Consider the following 3,828-nt stretch of genomic DNA (forward strand, 5'->3'; position numbering starts at 1 on the left):
CCCTGCTGTCGACGGCGCCCGGGTCGAGGATCGCGGAGTCGACCAGCATCCGTTCGGCGGCGTGCAGCCAGCGGCCGTAGTACCCGTCCCCGAAGTACTGCTCGGCGGGGAGCCGGTCGAGGGTGAGCCGGAAGGCGTCCAGGTTGCGCCCCGAGACCCGGCCCATGGTGAAGGCCGTCAGCGCGAAGGCCCGCGCCTCCCACGCCGCGGCGAACGGCGGCTCGGCGGGGTCCGGCACCGGTACCCGGCCGTGGCCGGAGGTGCCGCCGAGATCGGAGACGCCTGGCACCGAGACCTCCACGATAGGTGATGACCGATCACCATCGTAGACGTCACCACCGCCCGCGGTGGTTCGGGATGCGGGCGGCGCCGATCGCGGCGGCCGTGAGCAGGACCGCCAGCACGGCGAACGCGATCCCGCCGGTGAGGCCGGGCGAGGTGCTGGCGGACAGCGCGGCGGTGGTCAGCGAGATCGCCGCGATGCCGCCGACCTGCCGGAACATGATCCGCAGGCCGGAGACGGCGGTGACGTCGTCGGCCACGAGGTGCATGCCGGCGTTGTTCGCGGCGGGTCCGGCGAGACCCATCCCGAGACCGCAGAGCCCCGCCCCGAACGAGAGCCACAGCGCGGGCGAGACGCCTGCGGGCGGGACCGCCGAGACGACCAGCCCCGAGACGATCAGCCCGAGCCCCACGAGCAGCAGCGGGCGGTGACCGGTCCGGCGCAGCAGCGCCACCGCGACCCCGGACGAGGCGATGGTGCCCACCGCGCGGGCGGTCAGCAGCACCCCCGCGGCGAGGGGCAGCAGGGCGTACCGGGTCTGCGCGTAGAGCGGCAGCAGCGCCGAGAACCCGATGATCGCCGCACCGAACAGCACGTTCGTGATGTTCATGATCCCGAGGCCGCGCCCGGCGAGCAGGCGCATCGGGACCACCGCGTCGGCGTGGCTGCGGGCGTGCCGGACGAAGCCCCAGCCGCCGACGGCCGAGACGGCCGCCGCCACGACGAGGACGACCACCGCGCCCACCCCGGACCCCAGCGAACCGATCATGGTGATCGCGAGCATGCCGGAGACCAGCGTGGTCATCAGCAGCGCGATGCCGCGCAGGTCCACCCGCTCCGGACGGTTGCGGGGCGGCTCGGTGAGCACCAGCGACCCGACGACCAGCAGCGCGATCCCGATCGGGACGTTGACCAGGAAGATCCCGTGCCACGACCACGCCGTGAGGATCAGCCCGCCGACGATCGGGCCCACGATCGCCCCGATGGGGAACACGCTGGTGAACAGGGCCAGCGCCCGGTCCCGCTCGCGGCCGTAGTGGTAGGCGACGAGCCCGTTGGCCGCGGGCAGCATCACGCCGCCCGCGAGGCCCTGGACGAAGCGACAGGCGATCAGCTGCCCGATGTCGGTGGTCAGCGCGGACAGCCCGGAGAACAGGGCGAACGCCGCGATCGCGACCAGGAACACCCGCCTGCGACCGAACTGGTCCGCCAGCCTGCCGCCCAGCGGCAGGGCGAGGATCTGCCCCACCGCGCAGGCCGTGACCGTCCAGCTCGTCCACGCCAGCCCGGCCCCGAGGTCCGCGCCCAGTGTGGTGAGCGCCGTGGACACCGAGGTCTGGTCCAACGAGAACATCAGCAGCGCCAGCGAGACCACGCCGAACACCGCGTGCCTGCGCGGGTGCGGCGCAGGGTCGCCCGTGATCGCCGCGGTCGGCGGCGGTACCGGGGTCTCGGTGGCGGCGAGCGGGAGGTCGGCCGGCGTGCGGACGTGGACGATTTCGGACAAGGGGGGCGGTCACCTGCTTTCCGGATGGACCGCCAGAATAAGTTTGCTTAGGTCAAGCAAGCAAGTCGGATACAGGTCACCCCGTGTACCCGTCGTCGGTCGGTGGCTGGTGCAGGGCGAACGGCGCACCGAACGGGTCCGCGAGCACGGCCATCCGGCCGAACGGCGAGTCCTCGGCGGGGGAGAGCACGGTGGCGCCGCGCTCCGTGGCGGCGGCGAGCGCCGCGTCGACGGAGACGACCCCGAAGTAGACGAGCCAGTGGCTGGGGGTGCCCTCCGGAGCGCCCATCAGCCCGCCCATCCCGCCCACGGGCCGCCCGTCGAGGTCGAGGGTTCCGTACTCCTCCAGCGGCAGGCCGGGGATCTCGCCGAACGTGTAGGGGAACAGTCCGGTGTAGAACCGCCTGCCCGCCGCGACGTCCGTGAGCCGTGCGTCCTCCCACACGAGGCTGCCGGGCTGGTTGACGACCTCGGTGCCGATCTGTCCCGCGGCCTGCCAGAGCCCGAACACCCCGCCGGTGGCGTCCGCGCACACGGCCATCCGGCCGTTCCCCGGGATGTCCATCGGCCCGGCGAGCACGGTGCCGCCGCTCACGTCGACCAGCTTGAGGGTGGCGTCCACGTCCGAGGTCGCGAAGTACAGGGTCCAGACGCTGGGCTGGCCCTCCTGCACGAGCGGGCCGATGCCCGCCGCGGCCCGCCCGTCGGTCCTGCAGATCGTGAAGTGCCCGTACTCCTCCCCGGAGTCCAGGAAGTCCCACCCGATGACGGTGCCGTAGAAGTCCTGGGCGCGCTGCAGGTCGGGGACGGCGAGGTCGACCCAGCAGGGCGAGCCGTCGGGCCAGGGGCTGTCGGTGTAGGACATGGTGCCTCCTCCTGGAGTGTCCGGAGCCGGAGTCGTCGGGAGCCGGAGTCGTCGGGAGCCGGAGTCGTCGGAAGCGCAGCCTCCCACCGGCCACCGACGGTTCCGTGGACTCGTCGCCGAGCGGTCGCCTACCCGTCCACGAACTCCGCCTTCACCCCCAGCAGCCGCACCGGGCGGTCGGTGCGGAACCATCCCGCGACCTCGAGCGCGGCGGCCTCGAGGTGGGCCGGGTCGCGGGTGGGGCCCGCCAAGGTCAGGCTCCGGGTGGTGGTGAGGAACGGGGCGTAGCGCACCTTGACCCCGACCCGCGCGACGTCCCGGCCCTCCTCGGCCACGTCCGCGGACACCCTGGCGGCCAGCGCCGCGACCTCGGCGCGCACCCGTGCCCAGTCCTCGATGTTCTCCGCGAAGGTGGTCTCGCGGCTGCGTGAGCGGGGCACGTACGGGGCGCCCTCCATCTCGGTCCGCCCCATCCCGCGCGCCAGCGACACGTAGTAGGGCCCCATCCGCGGGCCGAGCCGCTCGCCGACCCGGGTGGGCGAGGACTCGGCCAGCTGCGTGACGGTCCCGATCCCCAGCTCGGCGAGCTTGCGCTCGGTCTTCGTGCCGATCCCGTGCAGCGCCCCGGTGGGGGAGTCGCCGAAGGTCGCGAACCAGTTGTGGGCGGTGATCCGGTGGATCCCGCCGGGCTTCGCCAGGCCGGTGGCCATCTTGGCCCGCAGGGTGTTGTCGCCGATCCCCACCGCGCACGACAGGTGGGTCCGCGCGCGGACCTCCGCCCGCACCTCCCGGGCGAGCGACTCCGGGTCCTCGCCGTCCCACTGCAGGAAGGCCTCGTCCCAGCCGATCACCTCGACGACGACGTCGAACTCCCGCAGGACCGCCATGACCTGCTCCGACGCCGCCTCGTAGGTCGGGTTGTCGGCGGGCAGGAACGCCGCCTCGGGGCAGCGCCGGGCGGCCAGCCGCATCGGCATCCCGGACCGCACCCCGAACTCCCGGGCCTCGTAGGACGCGGTCGCGACCACGCTGCGTGACGACGGGTCCCCGTTCCCGCCGACGACCACCGGTCGCCCACGGAGCTCGGGCCTGCGCAGCTGCTCGACGGCGGCCAGGAACCCGAGCCTGCGGCGCCGGTGAAGAGTGGCGAGCCGTTGAAGACGATCGCCAACC

The 3,828-nt window shown here is 73.5% G+C and carries 3 protein-coding genes and 1 pseudogene; all 4 read right to left on the minus strand.

Annotation, left to right across the window (positions count from 1 at the left end):
- Positions 1–289 (minus strand): annotated as a pseudogene (locus tag H5J29_RS24405) (SH3-like domain-containing protein); the annotation flags it as partial.
- Between the two features lie 43 nt (positions 290–332).
- Positions 333–1,790, minus strand: a complete 1,458-nt coding sequence (locus H5J29_RS24410; RefSeq protein WP_181783370.1) for an MFS transporter — start codon at positions 1,788–1,790, stop codon at positions 333–335.
- Positions 1,791–1,866: 76 nt separating this feature from the next.
- Entirely contained in the window at positions 1,867–2,655 is a 789-nt protein-coding gene (locus H5J29_RS24415) for a VOC family protein (RefSeq protein ID WP_181783371.1), read from the minus strand.
- Between the two features lie 128 nt (positions 2,656–2,783).
- Positions 2,784–3,770 carry a DNA polymerase IV gene (locus tag H5J29_RS24420; RefSeq protein ID WP_181783372.1) on the minus strand — a complete coding sequence of 329 codons (987 nt, stop codon included), beginning with the start codon at positions 3,768–3,770 and terminating at the stop codon, positions 2,784–2,786.
- Positions 3,771–3,828 lie beyond the last annotated feature (58 nt).

The organism is Pseudonocardia pini (assembly GCF_013870575.1).
GTDB lineage: Bacteria > Actinomycetota > Actinomycetes > Mycobacteriales > Pseudonocardiaceae > Pseudonocardia > Pseudonocardia pini.